This window comes from Amycolatopsis orientalis DSM 43388, from assembly GCF_000411975.1.
Classification (GTDB): domain Bacteria; phylum Actinomycetota; class Actinomycetes; order Mycobacteriales; family Pseudonocardiaceae; genus Amycolatopsis; species Amycolatopsis orientalis_D.
The window spans coordinates 1-20045 of record NZ_ASXG01000071.1 but is presented as its reverse complement, the minus strand read 5'-3'; the positions used below and the strand labels follow the sequence as shown (position 1 = coordinate 20045).

The following is a 20045-nucleotide window of genomic DNA, read 5'->3' as shown; positions in this document are numbered from 1 at the left end:
AGCCCCCACCGAGGAGCAGGCATGGACGAAGACAGAAAGTTCAGCCGCAAGACAGTGCTGAAGGCCGCGCTCGCCGCCGGAGTCGCCGCGCCGGTCGCGCTCGTCGGCGGTCCGGCGTTGGCCCGCACGAACTTCGCCGGCGGGCAGAAGGTCGCGCCGACCCCGTACTGCCACGACGGCGACGAACCGACGATCGACCAGACCGAGGGCCCGTACTTCAAGCCGGACTCCCCCGAGCGCAGCGTGCTCGTCGACGACAACACCCCGGGCCAGCGGCTCACCGTGAGCGGGTACGTGTTCGGGCTGTCCTGCCAGCCGATCGGCCGCGCCCTGCTGGACTTCTGGCAGGCGGACGTGAACGGCGCGTACGACAACGTCGGCTATACCTTCCGCGGTCACCAGTACACGAACGACCTCGGCGAGTTCAAGCTGACCACGATCGTGCCCGGCCTCTACCCCGGCCGGACCCGGCACATCCACGTCAAGGTGCAGGCGCCCGGGGAGCCGATCCTCACGACCCAGCTGTACTTCCCGGGCGAGCCGCGGAACAACACCGACACGATCTTCGACTCGCGGCTGCTGATGACCGTCCGCGACGCCCCGAACAACGCCAAGGAGGCCGCGTTCGACTTCGTGCTCAACGTCCAGCAGACGCCGACCGGCAGTCCCACGACGACGCCGACCGGGCAGCCCGGCGGGACGTCCTGGGCGGCGGGCACGTCGTACCCCGCCGGCACGCGGGTCACGTTCAACGGGGTCGGCTACGTGTGCCTGCAGGCCCACACCGCCCAGCCGGGCTGGGAGCCGCCCAACGCGCCCGCGTTGTGGCAGAAGGGCTGATCCCCTCCTGAGGAGAACGGCGGGCTCCCCCGGGCCCGCCGTTCTCCGTTCTCCGGGAATTTTCCGAGAAGCCCGGCCCGGGCTGTCGAGTTACGGTCGACGCATTCGTCTTCCACTGCGACGACGCCGGACCGGCCCTCGGAGGACATATGCTGTACCTGCTGGTGATCTACAACTGCGACCGTCCCGAACCCGGCGATCCGGCCTTCCCGGAGGCGCTGGCCAGGGTGAACGCGTTCGCCGACGAATGCCGCCGGCGGGGAGTGTTCGTGTCCGGCCACCCGCTGCAGGGCGAGCACACCGCGACCACGGTCAGCGTCCGCGAGGGGAAGACGCTGATCACCGACGGGCCGTTCCTGGAGACCCACGAGCATCTCGGGGGCGTCTACGTCCTCGACTGCCGCGATCTCGACGAAGCCCTCGAACTCGCCGCGCTGTGCCCGATGGCCGAAGTCGGCACGATCGAGGTGCGGCCGGTCGCCGGGGTGCCCGGACTGTCTCACCAGGCATGACGGCGGCGCTGCTGCGGGAGGCCTACCGCGAGCACCGCGCCCGGATGCTCGCGGCGCTGGTCCGCGTCCTCGGCGACTTCGAACTCGCCGAGGACGCGCTTCAGGACGCGTGCGCGCTCGCCCTGCGTGCCTGGGGCGACCAGCCGCCGGACGACCCGGTGGCATGGCTGCTGACCGCCGCTCGCAACAGCGCGATCGACCGGCTCCGGCGCGCCCGCCGCGGTATGGAGAAACTCGCTCAGCTCGGGGAGCAGCCGGAGGCCGCGGTGGACCCGTCCGAGGACAGCCTGCTCGCGATCGGCGACGAACGGCTCAGCCTCATCTTCACCTGCTGTCACCCCGCCCTCGCCGAGGAAGCCCGCGTCGCGTTGACGTTGCAGGCGGTGGCCGGGCTGACCGCGGGACAGATCGCGCGGACGTTCCTGGTGAGCGAGGCAACGCTGGCGCAGCGGCTGGTGCGGGCCAAACGCAAGATCCGCGACGCCGGGATCAGTCTCGCCGTCCCGGCCGATCATCTGCTGCCCGAGCGGCTGTCCGGGGTTTTGGCGGTGCTGTATTTGATCTTCACCCAAGGCTACACCGCACCGGAACACCGGGAGCTGCAACAGGAAGCGATCCGGTTGGCGAAGCTGGTCGCGACGCTCATGCCGGACGAACCGGAAGCGCTCGGCCTGGTTTCGCTGCTGCTCGTGCACGATTCGCGGACCGACGCGCGCTACACGCCAGACGGTGCCGTCGTGCTGCTCGAGGACCAGGACCGAAGTCGTTGGGACCACGGCGAAATCACCGAAGCGATCGGGCTGCTCGATCGCGCGTTGCGCTTCGAGACGCCTGGGCCGTATCAACTGCAAGCCGCCATTGCCGTTCAGCACGCGCAGTCTCGTTCGGCGGCGGACACGGATTGGGCCGCGATTGCCGCGCTGTATCAACGGTTGTGCGAAATGAATCCGTCGCCGGTGGTCGCGTTGAACCACGCCGTCGCGGTCGCCATGGCCACGAGCCCGGAAGAAGGGTTGGCGCTCATCGACGGCATCGAAGGGCTTGACCGGTATCACTTGCTGCACGCCGCGCGCGCCGATCTGCTCCGCCGTCTCGGCCGTACGACCGAGGCGATGACCGCGTACCGGCGCGCCCACGAACTCGCCGTCAACCCAGCCGACCGGCGCTTCCTCGCTGGCCGCTTAGCCACTTTGGAGTCCTGATGAGACTGTCCATTCTCGACAACGGACATCGCCTGCGGGCCCGGCTGTTCCTGTCGATCACGTCGAAACAGCCGCCGGACATCGTGAAGATGCTGCTGTACCGGCCCGGTTTTCTCACCCGGCCACTGCTGGAATTGACCGCGCCGGTGATGCGCGGGCCGTCGTACTGGACCGCCGGGGAACGCGAATTCCTCGCCATGTCCACGGCGTTGCTGCACGAGTGCCCGTTCTGCATCGACTCGCACGCGGAGCTGACCCGCATCGCCGGGCACGGCGAGATCGACCCGGCCCGGCCGGACGAGGCACGGCCCGAGGTACGTACGATTCGGGCGTTCTTGGAGACCGTCACCCTGTATCCGGACCAGATCGTGGTGCCGGATCTGCCGTCCGCGGCGATCCGGGAAGCGCTGCGGGTGAATCTGGTGTGGAACATCGTGAACCGGCTCGCGAACGCGTTCGGTTTCGTGCTGCGCGAGGGCCAGCTGGAGAGCGGAACCCGGGCCCTGCACCGGTTCGGCTACCGGTTCCCCGGTTTCTTGCTCGCCGGCGGCCCGGCGGGCACGCATGCGGATCCGGTGGAGAACATGCGGTATTCGGTGTTCGCCGCGCCCGCGGTGACCGACCAGGCGCTCCGCGGCGCAGCGGCGACCGGGGACGGCCTGCCCGCGCCGTTGCAGCCGTTCGCGGAGAAGGTCCGTGACGCGTCGTACCGGCTCACCGACGCCGATTTCGCCGAGCTGACCACGAAATACCAGGAGGACGAGGTCTACGAGATCACGGTCGCTGCGGCCGTGGGTGCTGCGTTGCGAAGTTACGACGCCGGGCAGAAGAAACTCGACGCGTAACGCGAACCGGCGGCCGGGGGGTGTTCCTGGCCGCCGGTTCGCGTCACTGGTCCGCTCAGGGGCGGTAAAGCTCCTTGACGACATCGATGGTGTCGTTCTTGTCGACGTGGATCTCGGCGTGCAGCGGGCTCGGCCCGGTCAGCGACTCCATCAGCGCCTGCTCGGTGCACGGGTTCGTGCCGCGGCCCTGCGAGTCGAGGGAGACCTCGCCGGCCGGGCACAGTTCCGCCGCGCCGAAGACCTGCGCGGTCTTGCTCACCGGGAGGCGGTAGGTCTTGGAGTCGGCGGGAACGAACTTGCCGTCGTCCGGGCCGCCGTTCTTCCAGGTGATCAGCTGGAACTGAGCCATGTTGACCGAGCGGTCGAAGCCGGTGAACTGCACGGTCTGCGTCGTGTTCGGGAAGCGGCGCGTCGGGACGGCGGGCTGACCGGCGCCGCCGGAGGCCGGTGCGGTCTTGATCATGAATTCGGTGCCGCCGTCCTTGCCGCAGTTCACCACACCCTGCGCGAATTCTTCTTCCGCGCCCAATGCGCAATCCCAGTGCCCTTCAATGCCGAGAACGCGATGGCCGGGACCTTCGCCCTGTGTCGGGGCCAATTCGTAGTACTTCGTCATCACATTGAACGCTTCGACGCAGCCGGGAATGCTTCCGTTGGCGCTTTGCACCGCGATCAGATCCATTTGCTTGCCGCCCGCCGGACCCACCTGTCCGCCGAGCTTGCTGCAGTTGACATCACCGTCCGAGGTGGCCGAGGTGGCCGCCGCACCGGCCGAACCGCCCTGCGGGTTCGGCTTGACCGCCGCTGCCTCGGAAATGCCCTTCGCCGCGGAACCGTTTCCGTCGACGTTGTTTCCGCTGCACGCGGAAAGCAATGCGGTCGCGGCGACCGCCCCGCCGACCATGACCAGCTTCATCGACTTCATCGCGGTGAATCCCATTTCCTGCTCCCCGTGTCTTTTGGCGAATCTCTAAACCCCAAGACGCGAAGCAGAGAATGACGTTGCTCCGAAGTTCGGCGGAGAGCCATCGTTGCCCCAATGTCGCCCCCGCCTGGTCCGCACGGGCACGACCTCGACCGGCCCCGCAACCCCGCCGCGGGCTAGCTCGGGAGGCCGAGCGCCGCCAGCCACACCCGAGTCAGCGTCGCGGCGGCGTCGTCCAGCGAACTGTCCGCGACAAACGCCTGATAAAAGACGCGTTCGGTCATCCAGACCAGCGCTGAGGCGACCTCTTTCGCGGTTTCGGACGGCAGCCCGGCGCGCTCGGCCACCCCGCTCATGGTGTCGGCGAGTGCGACGACCGCCGAGCGCCACGCCTGGTCGATCGCCGGAACCGAGGGCGACAGTTCGACCGCCGTGCGCATCACCGTTCCGTGCGCACGCCACATCCGGGCGGTCCGCTCGATCCCCTGCCGGACGGCGTCGCCGGGCACCGCGGCGGCCGCGTCCACCGCGTCGACCTCGGTGCGCAGCTTGGTCACCGTTCGCTCGACCAGCGCGGCGAGCACCTCGTTCTTGGACCCGAAGTAGAAGTAGAGCGCACCCCGGGTGATCCCGGCCTCTTGCGCGATCGTCGCGACGGTCATGCACGCGCCGCCGGTCGTGTTCAGCTGCTGCTCCGCCGCGTCGAGAATCGCGCGTTCACGCAGGTCGCCCTTGGTCGGAGCCGTCCGGCGGCGGCGGGGTTCTCGGTCTTCCACCAGCACGTTCTATCACTCCGACTATTTTTGACACGGTGCAGATTTTTCTCGACACGGTGTAGAGTTCAGGGCATGACCAAGCTCTTCCTGATCACCGGCGTCAGCTCGGGCCTCGGCCGGGCGTTCGCCGAGGCCGCGCTCCAGGCAGGTCACACCGTCGTCGGCACCGTGCGCAAGCAGGCCGACGCCGCGGAGTTCGAGCGGATCCAGCCCGGCAAATCCCTCGCGCGCATCCTTGATGTCACCGACGACGACGCGGTGTTCCGGACCGTCGACGAGATCGAGGCCGAGGTGGGCCCGATCGAGGTCGTGATCGCCAACGCCGGCTACGGCCACGAAGGCGTCTTCGAAGAGTCGACAATGGCCGAGCTGCGCGCGCAGTTCGAGGTGAACGTATTCGGCGTGGTCGCGACGGTGAAGGCAGTGCTGCCGTATCTGCGGCAGCGGCGGCGCGGGCACATCCTCGGCGTCACGTCGATGGCCGGGCTGATCACCGTGCCGGGCACGTCCTTCTATCAAGGCAGCAAGTACGCCGTCGAAGGCATTCTCGAAACCGTCGGCAAGGAGGTCGCCCCGTTCGGCCTGCACGTCACCGCGGTCGCGCCGGGTTCGTTCCGCACCGACTGGGCGGGCCGGTCGATGGTCCGCACCGAACGCTCCGTGCCGGACTACGACCAGGTGATGAACCCGATCCGCGAACACCGCCTCGCGGCCAACGGCAACCAGCTCGGCGACCCGCAGAAGGCCGCGCAGGCGGTGCTGCACATCCTCGACGTGCCGAACCCGCCCGCGCACCTGGTCCTCGGTTCCGACGCCCTCCGCCTCGTCACGAACGGCCGCGCCGCGGTCGACAAGGAAATCCAGGAATGGGCCGAGCTGAGCCAGTCCACCGACTTCCCGGACGGGGCCCAGCTGCCCGGCTGAGCCGCTCCCGAAACCCGCGACGGGTTCGCATCAGCTGCGGGCGGTTCAGCCCGGGGTGTGCGGTGAAGCGAGGCTTCGCCAGCACCAGAGATGACATCGGCGGCGCGGCACAGGTCTAGCGGGCCCGATCCACCGCCCGCCGAGCGACCCGGCCAGGGGGCGTCCGCGCGCGGACGCCCCCTGGCCGGTCACTCCACCAGCAGATCCTCGATCATGATCGGAATGCTCCGCACCCGGATCCCGGTCGCGTTGCACACGGCGTTCGCCACCGCGGCCGCCATGCCCACCGCGCCGATCTCGCCGACTCCGCGGGCTCCGACCGCGTTGTGCAGCGTGTCCGGGTACTCGACGAACTGGACGTCGATCTCCGGGATGTCGGCGTTGACCGGCAGCAGATAGCTCGCGAAGTCCGCGTTCGCCGGGCGTCCGCTCGGCTCCACTTCCAGCCCCTCGTGCAGGGCCGCCGACACGCCCCAGATCATGCCGCCGGACAACTGGCTCCGCGCCTGCGTCGGGTTGATGATCCGGCCGCCGTCGAAGACGCCCAGCATCCTCGACACGCGGACCTCGCGGGTCAGCCGGTGCACCCGGACCTCGCAGAACTGCGCGCCGAACGAGCTGAACGAATGCTTCGTCATCTCCTCGCCCGGGGCGGAGGAACCCTTGGCGGACAAGGATTCCCGGCCGATCGCGCGCAGCAGCTCGCCGAACGGCATGGTGCCGTGGTTGCCGTGCAGCAAACCCTCGGCATACGTGACGACCTCGCCCTCGAACGGCGCGCCCGGCTCGGCGGCGAGCGCCACCAGTTCGTCGAGCAGTTCGGTGGCCGCGAGCATGATCGCGGTGCCGGTGCTCGCGGTCGCGGTCGAACCGCCGGACATGCCGCCCGGCGCGAACCGCGAGTCGCCCAGATGCGGGGTGACGCGCTCCGGGTCGATGTCGAGCGATTCGGCCCCGATCGTGGCCAGCACGGTGAGCAGCCCGGTGCCCGGATCCGCCCCGCCGGTGGACACGTCCGCGGTCCCGTCCGCGTTGAGCGTGAGCTCGACCGTCGCCGGGAAGCGCAGCCCCGGGAACATCGCGGTCGCCGTGCCCATGCCCACGAGCCAGTCGCCGTCCACGTGCCCGCGCGGCGACCGGTTCGCCCAGCCGAACCGCTGCGCCCCGATCTCGTAGCACTCGTCGAGGTGCTTGCTCGACCACTGCAGGTCGACGCCGGGAGGCGCGAGCGAGCTGTTGCGCTTGCGCAGTTCGATCGGGTCCATGTCGAGCGCGATCGCGAGTTCGTCGATGGCGCTTTCCAGCGCGAACGAACCCGACGCCTCCCCCGGCGCGCGCATGAACGTGCCCGGCGGGATGTGCAGCGGCACCATCTTCTGGCTGATCGACAGGTTCTGCGTCGCGTACCACTCGCGGGAGGTGCCGTGCGACGTCGGCTCCACGAAGGACCGGCTCATCGACGTGGCCGACCAGGAGTCGTGCTGCACCGCGATCAGCGTGCCGTCGCGGTCCGCCCCCAGCGCGATCTTCTGCACCGTCGCCGGCCGGTTCGCGGTCGCGGTGAACACCTGCTCGCGGGTGAGCGCGCATTTCACCGGACGGTCGAGCGCCCGGGCGGCGGCCGAGGCCAGCATCGCCGGAGCCGAGGTGCCCGCCTTGCCGCCGAACGCCCCGCCCACGTACGGGTTCACCGCGTGCACGGCCGACGGCTCAATGCCCAGCACCCCGGCCATTTCCACGGCTTGCAGGTAACTGGCCTGGTTTCCGCTGTACAGCGTGAGTTCGCCGCCGTCCCACTTCGCGACCGCCGAATGCGGCTCCATCGCGGCGTGGTTCTGCGTCGCGGTGCGGTAGGTCTCCGAGACGACGACCGGGCTCTGCGCCAACGCGTCCGCGATGGATTCGACGCCGTCGGCGAGCACCTCGATCGACGGCGCGCTGCCGCGGCTTTCCGGCGCGTCCTCCGCGGTCTCGAGCCCGTCCTCCATCGACGTCAGCGCGGGCTTTTCCAGATAGGAGACCTCGATCATCCCCGCCGCGTCCCGGGCCTGCTCGAACGTCTCCGCGACGACCAGCCCGATCGGCTGCCCGTAGAACACCACGTCCCGGTCGTGCAGCGGCAGCCACACGTCCCCCATCAGCTGGGACTTGAACGGATGCAGTTCGAGCGGGTCGAACGGGCTGTAGACGCTCACGACCCCGGGCGCGCTCTTCGCCGCGGTCACGTCCATCGCGGTGATCTCGCCGTGCGCGATCGTGCTGAGCACGATGTACCCGTACAGCATGCCGGGGAACGTGCGGTCCAGCGCGTAATCGGCCTGGCCGGTCACTTTCCGCGGAGCGTCCAGCCGCGCGTTCATACCCGGCTCCCTTCGGTCAGTTCGAGCAGCGCGCGGACGATCGTCCGTTTCAGCAGCGAAGGCTTGAACACGTTGCCGGACAACGGCTTCGCCCCTTCCGCGGCCACCGCGGCGGCAGCGGCGAAAGCGTCTTCGGTCAGCTCCGCGCCGCGCAGCGCCTCTTCCACGGCGGGCAGCCGCCACGGCACCGTCCCGACCCCGCCGGCCGCCACGCGGGCGTCGGCGATCTTTCCGTCGCGCACGTCGAGCGCGACCGCCGCCGAGCACAGCGCGAACTCGTACGACTGCCGGTCGCGGATCTTGACGTACGTCGAGTTCTCCGCCCAGTCGAGCCGCGGCACGCGCACCTCGGTGATCAGCTCGCCGGGGCGCAGGTCGTGCTCGATTTCCGGGGTGCCGCCCGGCTGCCGGTAGAAGTCGGCCAGCGCGACCGTCCGGGTGCCCTCGGCCCCGGCCAGCACGACCTCCGCGTCGAGCGCGACCAGCGCGACCGCGACGTCGCTGGCGTGCGTGGCCACGCAGGAGTCGCTGGTGCCGAAGATCGCGTGCATCCGGTTGACGCCGGTGATCGCCGAACACCCGCTGCCCGGCGAGCGCCGGTTGCACGGCATCGCGACATCGCGGAAGTACGAGCATCGCGTGCGCTGCATCAGGTTTCCGCCGATGCTGGCCATGTTCCGCAGCTGCTGCGACGCGCTGAGCAGCAGCGCGCGCGAGATCGCCGGGTACACGCCCGGGTGCGCCGCGATGTCCCCCATCCGCTCCAGCGCGCCGAAACGCAGGCCGTCGGCGGTGTCGATGCCCCGCAGCGGCAGGTCGTTGATGTCCAGCACGTGTTGCGGCGTGAGGACGTCGAGCTTCATCAGGTCGACCAGGGTGGTGCCGCCGGCCAGGTAGGTGCCGGCGCTGCCCAGCGCGTCCTCGACGGTGGCGGGTGCGGTCAGCTCAAACGGTCGCATCGGCCTGCCTCGCCTGCTCCACGGCGCGCACGATGTTCGGGTACGCCGAACACCGGCACAGGTTGCCGGACATGAACTCGCGGACGTCGGAGACGTCGTCGCGCACCGCGGCGACCGCCGACATCACCTGCCCGGACGTGCAGAACCCGCACTGCAGCGCGTCCTGGTCCACGAACGCCCGCTGCACCGGGTGCAGTTCGTCCTCAGTGGACAGTCCTTCGACGGTGGTGACGGGACCGCGCACGGCGGCCGCGAGAGTGAGACAGGACAGCACCGGCTTGCCGTCGACGTGCACGGTGCAGGCACCGCACTGCCCGCGGTCGCAGCCCTTCTTCGGGCCGGTGATGCCCAGCCGCTCGCGCAGCGCGTCCAGGAGGGTCACTCCCGGTTCGACGCTGAGCTGCTCGGTTCTTCCATTGACTTCAAGGGAAATGTCCACAGTAGGGTTCGCTTTCCCGCAGTCCGTCCGCGGCGGACGTCCTGCGGCGTGATGGTGGTGGTGACGGCCCTTCGGGAACGCGAGCCGTCCGGGGTAAACCGGATATTCATCCGCTTGGCTCGCTTTGCCCGAGGCTAGCGGATTAGAATCCGCTACGCAACGAAGTGGAGCTGCTCCAGCTGGTGCTGGAGCAGCTCCAGGCCAGGCAGGCGAAGCAACGCGGGAGGCGCGATGCCGGTGAGCCCGCGACGGGCGGACACCCGGCGCAACCACGAACGGATCCTGGCGGTGGCGGCCGAAACCGTGAGCCGGGCAGGAGACGTGTCGTTCAACGCGGTCGCCAAGGAAGCCGGCGTCGGCGTCGGCACGGTGTACCGGCACTTCCCCACGCCGGAGTCGCTGGTGCTGGCCGTCTACGAGCGCGAGGTGAACCAGCTCGTCGAAATCGTGCCCGAATTACTCGCCAACCATTCCCCCGATCAGGCGTTGCGCGTCTGGATCGTGGACTACCTGGCGCACTACATGATGACGAAACGCGGGCTGGCCAACGCGCTGCGCGCGTCGCAGAGCGAACTGCCGACACAGGCGTACGCGCGGATGCTCGCCGCGCTGGACACCCTGCGCGAGGCGAACGCGGAAGCGGGCACGATCCGCCCGGACCTGAAAACGGAAACCCTGATGCGCGGCCTCGGCGGACTGTTTTTCCTTGCTCCGGAAGGAGATTGGAAGGCCGAGACCGAGAGCGTGGTGGACCTGGTGTGGCACGGGATGCGGCGGGCCTGAGGCAACACGACGCGGCCGTGCCCGGAAAGGCACGGCCGCATCGGATCGCCTGGGTTCAGGACTTCGCGGCCGCCATGTGCTTGGCCCGCAGGAAGAAGCCGATCAACAGTGCGCCGGCGATGCACAGCAGGCCGTCGATGAGGATGGCGGAGGTGACGCCGCCGAGGATCGCGTGCGGACGTTCCGCCGCGGAAGGCTCGCCGATCTGTGCCGCCGCGATCGCGCTCAAGACCGGAATGCCGACGGTGAAACCGATCTGCTGCGTCATCGAGGTGAGTGCGGTGGCGAGCCCCTGCTCGCGGTCAGGCAGCGCGGACGTCGCGGTGATCGTGTAGGACACCACTGCCCATACGTGACCGAATCCGCCGATCGCTGACCCGACGAGCAGGATCGTCATGCCGATGCCCGCTTGCTCGCCGATCAAGAACAGCGCCCCGGTCGCGATGCCCTGCACGACCAAGCCGAGCAGAAGCGTGCCGCGAGGGCCGAAGCGCGCGACCACCTTGGGGGCCAGCAGGCCGCCGCAGAACACTCCGAGACCGACGAGCGCGAACGCGAGGCCGGTCGATAGGACCGAGAGCCCCAGCACTTCCTGCATGTACAGGGTCAGCAGGAAGGAAAGCCCGCTTTGCATGGACAAAGTGACCAGGCCGGCAAGGTTGCCCCACTTCACCGTCGTCCGCGTGAGCACTCGCAAGGGGGCCAGCGGGTCGGGGACTCGCAGTTCGATGAAAATGAACCCGATCAGCAGCACGGCCGCGATCGCCAGGGTGACCAGGGTTTCCGCACTGCCCCATCCCTTGGTCTGCGCTCCGGTCAGCCCGTAGATCAAGGCGAGCAGGCCGAGCGTAACGGTGATCGCGCCCGGCAGGTCGAGCCGCTTCGCCTGCTCGCCGCGGCTCGGCGCGATGACGAGCGGCGCGCAGATCAGGATGATGATGCCGACCGGGACGTTGACGAGAAAGTTCCAGCGCCAGCTCAGTACATCAGTGAGCACACCGCCCAGCAGAGCCCCGACGGCGAAGCCAAGGGACAGCAGCGCTCCGTTGGAACTCAGCGCGCGGTTGCGCAGCGGGCCTTCCGGATACGACGTGGTGAGCAGCGCCAGCGCGGCCGGCATCACCGCGGCCGTGGCGAGACCCTGCGACACGCGGGCGGCCAGGAGAATCGCCGGATTGGGCGCCAGCCCGCCGACGAGCGAACCGAGCGTCAGCAGCGCGAGACCGCCGAGGAAAAGCCGCCTGCGCCCGATGCGGTCGCCGATCCGGGAGAACAGCAGCATGAACCCGGCCGACGCGAGAGCGAACGCGGTGGAGATCCACTGCAGCCCGCCGAGGGAGAAGCCCAGCTCGTTGCCGATCACCGGAAGAGACACGGTGAGGATCGAGAAGTCGACGGCGATCATGAACTGAGCCCCGAGCAATACGGCCAGAATGAGCCGCTGCCGGGGCGTCATCCGCGGGGCGCCGGGCGGGGCGGCACCGGCGGCGGGCTCGGCCGTGGCCGTGTCGTGGCCTTCTGTCATCGGTCAATGCCTCTCAGGTGAGAACGAGGAGGAGATCCTGATGCATAAGGTTAAAGCATGAATGTTTAAAGCTGCAAGTATTCAAGCCTGTTGTTCCGGGTTAGACTCGACGCATGGGAACCCGGGAACCGAACGCCGAGCTTTCCGCCCGCGAGTTGTGCGGGCTGGTCAACGAGCTGTCCCGGCGAATCCAGGACCATGTGCACGACTGCGCCGCCAGTCTCGGCTTGACCGCACCGCAGGCCATGGCGCTGCACGAACTGCGCGCGCCGTTGACGATGCGGCAGCTGGCCGAGCGGATGTCGTGCGAGCCGTCGAACATCACGTTCGTGATCGACAAAATGGAGAAGCTCGACCTCGTGCGAAGGCTCCCGCACCCGCACGACCGGCGCGCGAAGCAGCTGGTCCTCACCGACCACGGGCAAGCACAGCGCGCCCGCCTGCAGGAGGAGATGTCTCTCGAGTCACCGCTCGGGGAACTGACTGCAGCCGACCAGGAACACCTGCGGGAACTGCTGTTGCGCGCAGTCGGGCGCGGTGCGCCGCAGCCGGTTTGACCGGCCTTCGCTCGCCATCGCCTCCACCAAACGCCGGCCGCGGCTTCACCAATCCTGCTTCTCCCAGGCGCGGGCCAGGAGTTCGTAGCTCCGGACGCGGTCGGCGTGGCGGTGCGTGATCGTGGTGATCAGAAGTTCGTCCGCGTCGGTCGCGCGGCGGAGCGCGCCCAGCTTCTCCGCGACCGCTTCCGGAACGCCCGCGAACTGGGTCGAAACGCGGTCCGCGACAAGTTCCCGTTCCTGATCAGTCCAGCGGTGCGCCGCGGCTTCGTCCGGGCTGGGGAACGGGATCGCGCCGTGCCCCGACCGGATGCTGAGCACCCAGCGCCCGTATGGCGACGCCAACCGGCGGGCAGTCTCGTCATCGGCGGCGACGACCACGTCGGCAGAGACCAGGACATACGGTTCCGACAACACCTCGGACGGCCGGAACGCTTCCCGGTAGGCCCGCACCGCGTCCAGCACCGTGCCAGGAGTCACGTGTACACCAGCTGGCTGGACGAATTGCACATGGAATGCGCGCAGATGTTCGTGGAAGCCCGGTTCGTGGAAGCCCGGTACGCGCAAGGCCGGGAGCGGGAGACGATCCCGTTGCTGCGCGAGCTGATCCGGCGGTACCCGCTGCACGAGACTTCCTACCGGCAGCTGATGAGCGCGCTGCACCGAATCCACCGCCGGGCAGAGGCGCTTGAGACGTTCCACCGAGCCAAACGCGTCCTGAGCTCCGAACTCGGGGTGGAGCCGTGCCGGGCCTCGCGAACTCTCTACCACCGGATCCTGCGGGACGAGGCGCCGATGCCCGCTCGCGTCTGAGAGTCACTCCGAAGTGGACAGCACCTTCAGATCAATCCCGGCCCGCTCGAAGTGCCCCTTCGGATCCGGCACCAGCTTGCGCTTCTCGAGGTCCATCAGCCCGAGCGTGCACTTGATCTCGGCCGACAGCGTCCCGTCCAGTTTGATGATGCGCGAGGTCATCCAGAACACCTTGCCGTCGCCGAACGAGGCGTCGCAGGTCACGTCCACCACGTCGCCGGCACGCAGTTCCCGCCGGTAGACGATGTTCGATTCCAGCAGCACCGGCGCGAGCCGCGCTTCGCGCAGGTTCGCGTCGCCTGCGGCTTCGAAGATTTCCAGCCGCGAAACCTCGCCGTACGAGTGGTACACGGCGTGGTTCAGGTGGCCTAACGTGTCGAGTTCGTAGTGACGCACCTTGATGCGGGTGCGGAACGGTTCGCGGTCGGTCACAACGCCCAGGCTAATTGTCGTAGAAGAGTTCCTCGACCACGGCGTGCGCGTGCCTCGTCACACGGCGGTAGGCGTCGAGGAACTCGCCGGGGTCGTCGTCCACTGAGTAGCCGAACACGCGCGCCACCGCGGCCAGGTCGCGGCCGCTGCCGGGCACCTCGTCCGCTGCCTTGCCGCGTACCAGCATCGTCGCGTTGCGCACGCGTGTCGCCAGCAGCCAGGCCTCCCGCAACGAGTCCGCGGCTTCCGCCGAGGCGAGACCGGACTCGGCCAAGGCACTCAGCGCGTCGAGCGTCGATGTCGTCCGCAGGCCAGGCACCTCGTGCGCGTGCTGCAACTGCAGAAGCTGGACGGTCCACTCGACGTCGGCGAGCCCGCCGCGGCCGAGCTTCGTGTGCCGCGTCGGGTCGGCTCCGCGCGGGAGCCGTTCGGTCTCCACCCGGGCTTTGATCCGCCGGATCTCCCGCGCGTCCGTCGGGTCGAGCCCGCCTTCCGGATAGCGCAGCGGGTCGATCATCTCGATGAACCGCTGGCCGAGCTCGTCGTCCCCGGCGACGAACCGGGCCCGCAGCAACGCTTGCGACTCCCACACCTCGCCCCAGCGCTGGTAGTACGCCCGGTACGACTCCAGCGTCCGCACCAGGGGCCCGCTGCGGCCTTCCGGCCGGAGATCCGCGTCGACGATCAGCGCCGGGTCCGCACTCGGCGCACCGAGGATCTTCCGCACCGTCTCCGCGACCGACGAGGCGAACCGCACCGCCTCGCCGTCCGAAACCCCTTCGGCGGGCTCGCAGACGAAGAGGACATCGGCGTCCGAGCCGTAGCCCAGTTCCGCCCCGCCGAGCCGCCCCATGCCGATGACCGCGATCGTCGCCGGAGTACGCCCCAGTTCGGCCTGCCGTTGCCGATACGCCGCCGACAACGCTCCCTGCAACACCGCCACCCACACGCTCGACAGCGCTTCGCAGACCGCCGGAACGTCCAGCAAGCCCAGCAAATCCGCGCACGCGACGCGAAGCAGCTCGTGCCGACGCAACGACCGAGCAGCAGTGACCGCAGCGTTCAGCCCCGGCTGACGGCGTACGGCGGCCCGAAGCGAGGTCGCCACTTCGGCGGGCGTGCGTCCGGTCAGCCGGGCCGGATCTCCCAGCAGCTGCAACACTTCCGGCGCGCGGACGAGCAGGTCCGGAACCAGATGCGACGTCCCGAGCAGGAACGCCAGCCGCTCGACGACAGTGCCCTCGTCACGCAGCACCCGCAGGTACCACGGCGTGTCCTGAAGCGCCTCCGACACCTTGCGATACGACAGCAGACCGCCGTCCGGATCTGGCGTGTCAGCGAGGCAATCGAGCAACACCGGCAGCAACGCCTGCTGAATCGCCGCGCGCCGCGACACCCCGGAGGTCAGCGCCTTGATGTGCTGCAGCGCCCCTTCCGGCGCGGCATACCCGAGCGCGGCCAGCCGGCTGGCGGCCTGCTTCGTGGTGAGCCTCAACGCTTCTGTCGGCACATTCGCCACCGACTGCAGCAGCGGACGGTAGAAGACCTTCTCGTGCAGTCGCCGGATCCCCTGCGCGTGCCGACGGAACTCAGCCAACAGCGCCTCGCCCTGGCTGCGCCCGCGAGCCGCCCGGATTCCGCAGGCACGCGCGAGAATCCGCAGTTCATCGGTATCCGACGCGGCCGGGAACAGGTGTGTCCGCCGCAACCGGCGCAACTGCAGCCGATGCTCGACGGTGCGCAGGAACTCGTACGACGAACCCATCTCCGCGGCATCCGCTCGGCCGACGTACCCGCCGTCGCCGAGCGCCGCCAAAGCTTCCAAAGTGGACGGTGAGCGCAGTGCGGGATCGACCCGGCCGTGCACGAGTTGCAGCAGCTGCACGGCGAATTCAACGTCACGCAACCCGCCGCGGCCGAGCTTAAGTTCACGTTCGAGATGCTCCGACGCGACGTGTTCCTCCACCCGCCGGCGCATCTGCTGGACCTCGGTCACGAAGTTCTCGCGGTCCGCGGCCGACCACACCATCGGCGCGACCATCTCCGCGTACTGCCGGCCCAGCTCCGCGTCGCCGGCCACCGGACGCGCCTTCAGCAACGCCTGGAACTCCCAGGTCTTCGCCCACTTCTGGTAGTAGGCGGTGTGCCCTTCGAGCGTGCGCACCAGCGCGCCGCTCTTGCCTTCCGGCCGCAGTGCCGCGTCGACCTCGAAACACGCGTTGCCGACCACCCGCATCATCGTGCTGGCCAGCCGGGTCGCGACGGAAAGGTCGCCGGCCCCGACGAAGATGACGTCGACGTCGCTCACGTAGTTCAGCTCGCGACCGCCGGTCTTGCCCATCGCGATCACAGCGAGCGCGCCTTCGGCGGACGCCCCGACCTCCTGCTCGGCGACGACGAGCCCGGCCTGCAGCGCCGCCTCGGCGAGCGTGGTCAATTCGCTCGCTACGTCGCGGAACTGCGGGTGTTCCAGCCCAGGCTCGACGAGGTGCCCGAGGTCCGCGGCGGCGATGCCGAGCAGCAGCCCGCGGTACCCGCCGCGCAGCGCCTGCTCGGCCGCGGTCCCGGTGAGGTACGTCCCGTCGTCCTGCCGAACCCGCTCCAGCAGCCGGTCGGCGAACGTCGCCGGGTCGGTGCAGCGGTTGTCGGCGAGGCAGCGCCACTCGCCGGGGTTGGCGACGAGGAAATCCGCCAGCGCGGTGGAGGTGCCGAGCACGCCCAGGAGCCGGCCGCGGAAGGTGCGGTTTTCGCGAAGCGTGCGGTCCAGCTCCAGCCAGCCGGGTTCGTCCGCCTCGCGGATGCGGTCGAGCCCAGCCAGCGCGAGGTCGGGATCCGCGGCACGGGAAAGGGCGAGGAGGACGTCCGTGGCACCGTCGGCGGGTCCGCCTTCGGTCCACCAGCCCGCCGCGCGCAGTTGACCGTCGGCCCGGGTGTCAGTGAAGCCGTACCTGGCCGCCGAAGCTGTGGTCCGCGCGCGTTCTGCCATCGCTCACACCGTAGCCGGACCCGGGCCGGTTCAGGCAGCCAGGCGGTCCGGTTCGGTGTCCGCGGCAGAAGGTTCGGGGACCTGGAAGCTGTGCGCGGTGACGGGCTTGCGCCGGGACAGGAGGTAAATCGCGCCGGCGAAGAGGAGGCCGGCGGCGCCGACCCCGATGGTCCCGGCATCGCCGAGCGACGCGATCTTGCCCGCGACCGCGCCGACGATCGCCGCCGCGGGCAGCGTGAACAGCCACGCGAGCACCATCCGGCCGGCCATCCGCCAGCGCACCGGAGCCTCGCGGCGTCCGATGCCGGAGCCGATGATGCCGCCCGAGCAGACGTGCGTGGTGGAAAGCGGGAAGCCGAGGTGCGAGGACAGCAGGATCACGACCGCGCTGCTGGTCTGCGCGGAAAAGCCCTGCGGGCCCTCGATGTCGGTGAGGCCCTTGCCGAGGGTGTGGGTGATCCGCCAGCCGCCGAGGTACGTGCCGAGCGCCAGCGCGGACGCGGCACTGACGATCACCCAGACCGGCGGCGCGGACCCGGCGGGGAGACTGCCCGCCGCGACGAGTGTCAGCGTGATGACACCCATGGTCTTCTGCGCGTCGTTGGTGCCGTGTGCGAGCGATACCAGCGACGCGGAGACGATTTGTCCGACTCGGAATCCGCGCCCGCCGCGCTTGCGCACCAGGAACCGGTAAACGAGGAAGGTGACCGCGGCCGCCGCCACTCCCGCGATCACCGGCGACGCCGCGGCCGGCACGAGCACCTTGTCCACGATCTTGCCGAAGTGCACCGAGTCCGCTCCCGCGGACACCCAGGTCGCGCCGATCAGGCCGCCGAACAGCGCGTGCGACGAACTCGACGGGAGGCCGACGTACCAGGTGAAGAGATTCCAGACGATCGCCCCGATGAGCCCGCCGAACACGATGGCGGGCCCGATCCTCGTCTCGTCGACGAGACCGCTGGAAATCGTTTTCGCGACCTCGACCGACAGGAACGCGCCGACCAGGTTCAGCACCGCGGAGATCGCGACGGCGACGCGGGGCCGGAGTGCTCCGGTGGCGATCGAGGTCGCCATCGCGTTCGCCGTGTCGTGGAAGCCGTTGGTGAAATCGAAAACCAGCGCCGTGCAGATCACGACGACAACGAGCAGCGAGGGGTCCACCCCGACCTCCGAACCCTACGGAAATACCTCTCGCAAGGTACCTGACCGTTTGGGTGAACCGTTAACGCGCCGTAAGTGATCCCGACGTCATCCGTTAAGCCAACGGCAACTGACGTTGACTTTCCGGAGCCGGCTCGAGCTGACCGGCGGCCAACTGGACGAACCGGCGCGCGAACGGACGCCAGGTCTCGGCGATGTCCGCGTGCGCAGAGGTCAGGGTCTCGTCCTCCAACGCGCCCGGACGGGTGAGTTCTGCCATTTCCGGCTCCGCTCGTGCCCAAGCCCGGACGACTTCCGGCGTGGTCTCGATGTGGAACTGGACACCGTAGACACAACGGCTCATCCGGTACGCCTGGTGCGGGTACTTCGGAGTGGACGCGAGCAGCTCGGCGCTCTGCGGCAGAACGGTGATCACGTCGCGGTGGAACTGCAGGACGTCCGGAAGGAAGGGCATGTCCGCGAAGAGCGGATCGACCCACGCGGCGTCCTTCTTGGAGACGAGCCCCGGCCCGACCTCGGGCCCGGACTCGCCCTCCGCGACCTGCCCGCCGGTTGCCGCGGCGAGCAGTTGCGCACCGAGACAGATCGCGAGCGTCGGCACGGCCTTCCCCGCCGCGGCGGCGAGCAGCTTCCGGACGTCGACCAGCCACGGGTGCTTGGCGTCGTCGAGCGCACCCATGCCGCCGCCGAGGCAGACCAACCCGTCGTACCCGTCGAGGCTCGACGGCAGCTCCTGCTCCGGCGGCAGCCGCACGTCGAGTTCGGCGCCGGCTTCGGTGAGCCACTCCCCGAGCGGGCCGATCGGATCGCTGGCATCGGGCTGGATGATGAGGAGACGGGTCACGCCGTCCAGGGTACGGGCTGCCCGGCCTCGGTCGGATAGCCGTGGGCGAGCCAGGTCGTGATGCCGCCGGACAGTCGTTTCACCGTGAATCCGAGCCGCGCGAGCCGGTACGCGCCCTGGGTGGCGGCGTTGCAGTAGATGCTCTCGCAGTAGCAGACGTAGACGAGGTCCCGGTCGAGGTCGCGAGTGCTTTCCTCGGTGATTTCCCGGTACGGCAAGCAGATCGCGCCCGGCAGGTGAGCTTCGGCGTACGCCCCTGGGCTGCGCGTCTCGACGAGGACGTAGCCGTCGGTGCGTCCGTCGACGAGATCCTGGGCGAGGTCGACCGGGTCGACCTCGAAGGCGAGTTCGCGCCCGAAGTAGTCGACGGCGCTGGAGGGTTCGTGGGGAAGGGAGAGGATGCGAGGTTTCACGGTGTTGATCCTCCCGTTCCGGTGCTGGTCCCGGACAGGGGAAGATCCAGGTGTACGGCTGTCTTCGCCAGGGTTTTCCTGGTCTGGACGGGGTGGTGGCTTGGAGTTTCGGAGAGGGTGCCGCAGTGGACCTGGACGATGTTGATCGGCACCTGCTGGAGCTGCTCCAGAGCGACGGCCGCCTGACGTTCTCGGAACTCGGCCGCCGGGTTTCGCTGTCCGCGCCGGCGGTGACCGAGCGGGTGCGCCGGCTGGAACAGCGTGGGGTGATCACGGGCTACGCGGCGTGCGTCGACCCGGAGAAGCTGGGCCGCCCGATCCAGGCGATGGTGCGGGTCCGGGTTCGCAGCCTGGACGGGCCGCGCTTCCGCGAGACGATCCTGCCGCTGCCGGAGATCACTGACGCCGATCACGTCACCGGCGACGAGTGCTGGCTGCTCCGCGTGCACTGCCGCACGACGGCGGAGCTGGAGCACTTCGTGGAAAAGGCCCAACGCTACGGCGAGACGACCACCTCGCTGGTCTTCTCCTCCCCCGTGCGAGGCCGCGGGCTCCCGCGGTGACCCGAACACGACACAGGGCCCGCACACCCGCGCCGTGGCGGCGGGGCGTGCGGGCCTGGACATGAGTCTGGGCCCCGGGAGAACCAGCGGGGGTTCTCAACCGGGGCCCAGACTTTCAGGTTGAGTTCGGCGGTGTCCTACTCTCCCACAACCCTTCGGTTGCAGTACCATCGGCGCAGTCAGGCT

21 protein-coding genes are annotated in these 20045 nt (G+C 69.2%); 9 read left to right on the top strand and 12 right to left on the bottom strand.

The genetic code is table 11. From position 1 onward, the window contains the following. Positions 1–21 precede the first annotated feature (21 nt). From L942_RS11970 to L942_RS11955, 4 genes are all read left to right on the top strand, one after another. Complete coding sequence (locus L942_RS11970) at positions 22–840, top strand: dioxygenase family protein (RefSeq protein WP_037358973.1); 819 nt, start codon at positions 22–24, stop codon at positions 838–840. 149 nt (positions 841–989) lie between these two features. Then, positions 990–1352, top strand: coding sequence for a YciI family protein (locus tag L942_RS11965; protein WP_037358970.1), 363 nt, complete (start codon positions 990–992; stop codon positions 1350–1352). Continuing rightward, positions 1349–2554, top strand: coding sequence for an RNA polymerase sigma factor (locus tag L942_RS11960; RefSeq protein WP_037358966.1), 1206 nt, complete (start codon positions 1349–1351; stop codon positions 2552–2554). Before L942_RS11965 ends, L942_RS11960 begins: the two co-directional genes overlap by 4 nt. After that, positions 2554–3399: a hypothetical protein gene (locus L942_RS11955; RefSeq protein ID WP_037358963.1), complete on the top strand. Its 846-nt coding sequence runs from the start codon at positions 2554–2556 to the stop codon at positions 3397–3399. The genes L942_RS11960 and L942_RS11955 overlap by 1 nt, the downstream gene beginning before the upstream one ends. 55 nt (positions 3400–3454) lie before the next feature. On the opposite strand, the gene L942_RS11950 is transcribed toward L942_RS11955, so the two are convergent. Both L942_RS11950 and L942_RS11945 read right to left on the bottom strand, forming a co-directional pair. Next, entirely contained in the window at positions 3455–4339 is an 885-nt protein-coding gene (locus L942_RS11950) for a hypothetical protein (protein ID WP_037358960.1), read from the bottom strand. Between the two features lie 161 nt (positions 4340–4500). After that, the gene (locus L942_RS11945; protein ID WP_037359081.1) at positions 4501–5100 is read right to left on the bottom strand and encodes a TetR/AcrR family transcriptional regulator; all 600 of its coding nucleotides are present in this window, start codon (positions 5098–5100) and stop codon (positions 4501–4503) included. Between the two features lie 72 nt (positions 5101–5172). Between L942_RS11945 and L942_RS11940 the strand changes: the two genes are divergently transcribed. After that, on the top strand, positions 5173–6024 hold the full coding sequence (locus L942_RS11940) for an oxidoreductase (protein WP_037358957.1): 852 nt from the start codon (positions 5173–5175) through the stop codon (positions 6022–6024). Positions 6025–6212: 188 nt separating this feature from the next. On the opposite strand, the gene L942_RS11935 is transcribed toward L942_RS11940, so the two are convergent. Genes L942_RS11935 through L942_RS11925 form a run of 3 tightly spaced genes read right to left on the bottom strand, consistent with a single transcriptional unit; the run spans position 6213 to position 9782 of the window. After that, positions 6213–8384, bottom strand: a complete 2172-nt coding sequence (locus L942_RS11935) for a xanthine dehydrogenase family protein molybdopterin-binding subunit (RefSeq protein WP_037358956.1) — start codon at positions 8382–8384, stop codon at positions 6213–6215. Further along, on the bottom strand, positions 8381–9343 hold the full coding sequence (locus L942_RS11930) for an FAD binding domain-containing protein (RefSeq protein WP_037358952.1): 963 nt from the start codon (positions 9341–9343) through the stop codon (positions 8381–8383). Before L942_RS11930 ends, L942_RS11935 begins: the two co-directional genes overlap by 4 nt. Further along, the gene (locus L942_RS11925) at positions 9330–9782 is read right to left on the bottom strand and encodes a (2Fe-2S)-binding protein (RefSeq protein ID WP_037358949.1); all 453 of its coding nucleotides are present in this window, start codon (positions 9780–9782) and stop codon (positions 9330–9332) included. The genes L942_RS11930 and L942_RS11925 overlap by 14 nt, the downstream gene beginning before the upstream one ends. A 231-nt stretch (positions 9783–10013) precedes the next feature. On the opposite strand from L942_RS11925, the gene L942_RS11920 reads away from it, so the two are divergent. Beyond that, positions 10014–10565, top strand: coding sequence for a TetR/AcrR family transcriptional regulator (locus L942_RS11920; RefSeq protein WP_037358947.1), 552 nt, complete (start codon positions 10014–10016; stop codon positions 10563–10565). Positions 10566–10620: 55 nt separating this feature from the next. On the opposite strand, the gene L942_RS11915 is transcribed toward L942_RS11920, so the two are convergent. Continuing rightward, positions 10621–12090, bottom strand: a complete 1470-nt coding sequence (locus L942_RS11915) for an MFS transporter (RefSeq protein WP_037358945.1) — start codon at positions 12088–12090, stop codon at positions 10621–10623. A gap of 113 nt (positions 12091–12203) precedes the next feature. Between L942_RS11915 and L942_RS11910 the strand changes: the two genes are divergently transcribed. Then, a complete protein-coding gene (locus L942_RS11910) occupies positions 12204–12647 on the top strand; it encodes a MarR family winged helix-turn-helix transcriptional regulator (protein ID WP_037358944.1) in 444 nt (147 codons plus the stop codon). Between the two features lie 45 nt (positions 12648–12692). On the opposite strand, the gene L942_RS43710 is transcribed toward L942_RS11910, so the two are convergent. Further along, on the bottom strand, positions 12693–13127 hold the full coding sequence (locus L942_RS43710; RefSeq protein WP_235079062.1) for an LLM class flavin-dependent oxidoreductase: 435 nt from the start codon (positions 13125–13127) through the stop codon (positions 12693–12695). Here L942_RS43710 and L942_RS44875 point away from each other — a divergent pair, their 5' ends adjacent. Continuing rightward, on the top strand, positions 13128–13460 hold the full coding sequence (locus L942_RS44875; protein WP_235079057.1) for a BTAD domain-containing putative transcriptional regulator: 333 nt from the start codon (positions 13128–13130) through the stop codon (positions 13458–13460). Between the two features lie 3 nt (positions 13461–13463). On the opposite strand, the gene L942_RS11895 is transcribed toward L942_RS44875, so the two are convergent. The 5 genes from L942_RS11895 to L942_RS11875 all read right to left on the bottom strand — a co-directional run bounded on the left by L942_RS11895 (position 13464) and on the right by L942_RS11875 (position 19296). Then, a complete protein-coding gene (locus L942_RS11895; RefSeq protein ID WP_037358942.1) occupies positions 13464–13892 on the bottom strand; it encodes an acyl-CoA thioesterase in 429 nt (142 codons plus the stop codon). Between the two features lie 10 nt (positions 13893–13902). Then, positions 13903–16878, bottom strand: a complete 2976-nt coding sequence (locus tag L942_RS11890) for a bifunctional [glutamine synthetase] adenylyltransferase/[glutamine synthetase]-adenylyl-L-tyrosine phosphorylase (protein ID WP_037358940.1) — start codon at positions 16876–16878, stop codon at positions 13903–13905. A 30-nt stretch (positions 16879–16908) separates the two neighbouring features. Further along, positions 16909–18039 (bottom strand): inorganic phosphate transporter, encoded by a 1131-nt coding sequence (locus L942_RS11885; RefSeq protein WP_037358938.1) that lies wholly within the window; start codon positions 18037–18039, stop codon positions 16909–16911. 94 nt (positions 18040–18133) lie between these two features. Continuing rightward, positions 18134–18883, bottom strand: coding sequence for a type 1 glutamine amidotransferase (locus L942_RS11880; protein WP_037358936.1), 750 nt, complete (start codon positions 18881–18883; stop codon positions 18134–18136). Beyond that, entirely contained in the window at positions 18880–19296 is a 417-nt protein-coding gene (locus L942_RS11875; protein WP_037358934.1) for a rhodanese-like domain-containing protein, read from the bottom strand. The genes L942_RS11880 and L942_RS11875 overlap by 4 nt, the downstream gene beginning before the upstream one ends. A gap of 125 nt (positions 19297–19421) precedes the next feature. Between L942_RS11875 and L942_RS11870 the strand changes: the two genes are divergently transcribed. Further along, a complete protein-coding gene (locus L942_RS11870) occupies positions 19422–19859 on the top strand; it encodes an Lrp/AsnC family transcriptional regulator (protein ID WP_037358933.1) in 438 nt (145 codons plus the stop codon). The last annotated feature ends 186 nt before the right edge of the window (positions 19860–20045 follow it).

What these genes read in the sequence shown, in the direction of transcription:
- L942_RS11970 (WP_037358973.1), top strand. Translation starts at nt 22, where the DNA reads ATGGACGAAGACAGAAAGTTCAGCCGCAAGACAGTGCTGAAGGCCGCG.
- L942_RS11965 (WP_037358970.1), top strand. Translation starts at nt 990, where the DNA reads ATGCTGTACCTGCTGGTGATCTACAACTGCGACCGTCCCGAACCCGGC.
- L942_RS11960 (WP_037358966.1), top strand. Translation starts at nt 1,349, where the DNA reads ATGACGGCGGCGCTGCTGCGGGAGGCCTACCGCGAGCACCGCGCCCGG.
- L942_RS11955 (WP_037358963.1), top strand. Translation starts at nt 2,554, where the DNA reads ATGAGACTGTCCATTCTCGACAACGGACATCGCCTGCGGGCCCGGCTG.
- L942_RS11950 (WP_037358960.1), bottom strand. Translation starts at nt 4,339, where the DNA reads ATGGGATTCACCGCGATGAAGTCGATGAAGCTGGTCATGGTCGGCGGG.
- L942_RS11940 (WP_037358957.1), top strand. Translation starts at nt 5,173, where the DNA reads ATGACCAAGCTCTTCCTGATCACCGGCGTCAGCTCGGGCCTCGGCCGG.
- L942_RS11935 (WP_037358956.1), bottom strand. Translation starts at nt 8,384, where the DNA reads ATGAACGCGCGGCTGGACGCTCCGCGGAAAGTGACCGGCCAGGCCGAT.
- L942_RS11930 (WP_037358952.1), bottom strand. Translation starts at nt 9,343, where the DNA reads ATGCGACCGTTTGAGCTGACCGCACCCGCCACCGTCGAGGACGCGCTG.
- L942_RS11920 (WP_037358947.1), top strand. Translation starts at nt 10,014, where the DNA reads ATGCCGGTGAGCCCGCGACGGGCGGACACCCGGCGCAACCACGAACGG.
- L942_RS11915 (WP_037358945.1), bottom strand. Translation starts at nt 12,090, where the DNA reads ATGACAGAAGGCCACGACACGGCCACGGCCGAGCCCGCCGCCGGTGCC.
- L942_RS11910 (WP_037358944.1), top strand. Translation starts at nt 12,204, where the DNA reads ATGGGAACCCGGGAACCGAACGCCGAGCTTTCCGCCCGCGAGTTGTGC.
- L942_RS11890 (WP_037358940.1), bottom strand. Translation starts at nt 16,878, where the DNA reads ATGGCAGAACGCGCGCGGACCACAGCTTCGGCGGCCAGGTACGGCTTC.